Origin of the sequence: Halorubrum sp. SS7 (assembly GCF_005435055.1) — an archaeon.
GTDB lineage: Archaea > Halobacteriota > Halobacteria > Halobacteriales > Haloferacaceae > Halorubrum > Halorubrum salinarum.
The window spans coordinates 1-535 of record NZ_SGXV01000260.1; the positions used below are offsets into that span (position 1 = coordinate 1).

Annotated in this window: 1 pseudogene; it reads right to left on the minus strand. The window is 70.3% G+C overall.

Annotation, left to right across the window (positions count from 1 at the left end):
* A pseudogene (locus tag EXE44_RS17930) lies at positions 1 to 442 on the minus strand (sodium:calcium antiporter); the annotation flags it as partial.
* Positions 443 to 535 lie beyond the last annotated feature (93 nt).

Sequence of the window (535 nt, forward strand, 5' to 3'; positions counted from 1 at the left end):
GTTCGACCGCGGCGTCGTTCGTCGACGCGGCGCGGTAGATGGTGAACAGCGCGATACCGGACCAGCCGAGCCCGATGAGGATCCGGTTCGCGCCGGTCATGTTCGCGACCGCGAGGTTGCCGGCCGCGGCCGAGCCGGCGCCGGCCTGCCACGCGTACAGCGCGTCGACGGCGTACTCGGGGGCGACGGCGAGCACGGCGAGGACCGCGATCGCGAACGCCTGCGGAACGTCCTTCTCGGCGGTCTCGGCGGCCCACGCGAGCAGGAACGCGGCGCCGAGGATCGATAGCCCGGAGACGAGGACGGCGGCCAGCGGCGTGATGTTCTCTCCCGGATGGACGGTGCCGTACCCGCCGTACGAGAAGAACGTCCCGATCCACGGGAGCGTGACGGCGAACGTCAGAGCGACGGAGACGAGCGGATGTCGGAGCCGGCTGGACATGAATGGGACAGTACCCACGACGGCGAACGAGAACATAAAGGGCCGGACGTTGCGACGGCCGTCCCGGACACGGTCCGAGCCGTCGCAGGTGGT